The sequence below is a fragment of the Pseudomonas sp. F220 genome, from assembly GCF_057813935.1.
In genome coordinates, this window is sequence record NZ_JBVASJ010000194.1 from 1 (window position 1) to 255 (window position 255).

At 56.1% G+C, this 255-nt stretch carries 1 protein-coding gene; it reads right to left on the reverse strand.

The features are described 5' to 3' along the window. Positions 1-255, reverse strand: a 255-nt coding sequence (locus tag ACZYSM_RS29610; RefSeq protein WP_489077246.1) for an IS66 family transposase, incomplete at both ends; no start/stop codon positions are given.

The window sequence follows — 255 nt, forward strand, 5'->3', positions numbered from 1 at the left end:
GGCTGGTGGTGTAGTCAAACAACACTACTTTTCGATCCGGTGGCCCACTGGCTTGCACCCACATCCAGGATTGACTGGTCGGGTCTCGATCCGGCTCTTTAAGCACCTGAACCCGGGTTTCATCGCAATGGATGACCGGGCTTTCCAGCAACCGATCGCGCATTAAATTCAACAGCGGTTGTAAGTACTCGCCGCACTGGATGACCCAGCGTGCCAGCGTCTGTCGTGGGATCTCTACACCGTGTCGGCTCAGTA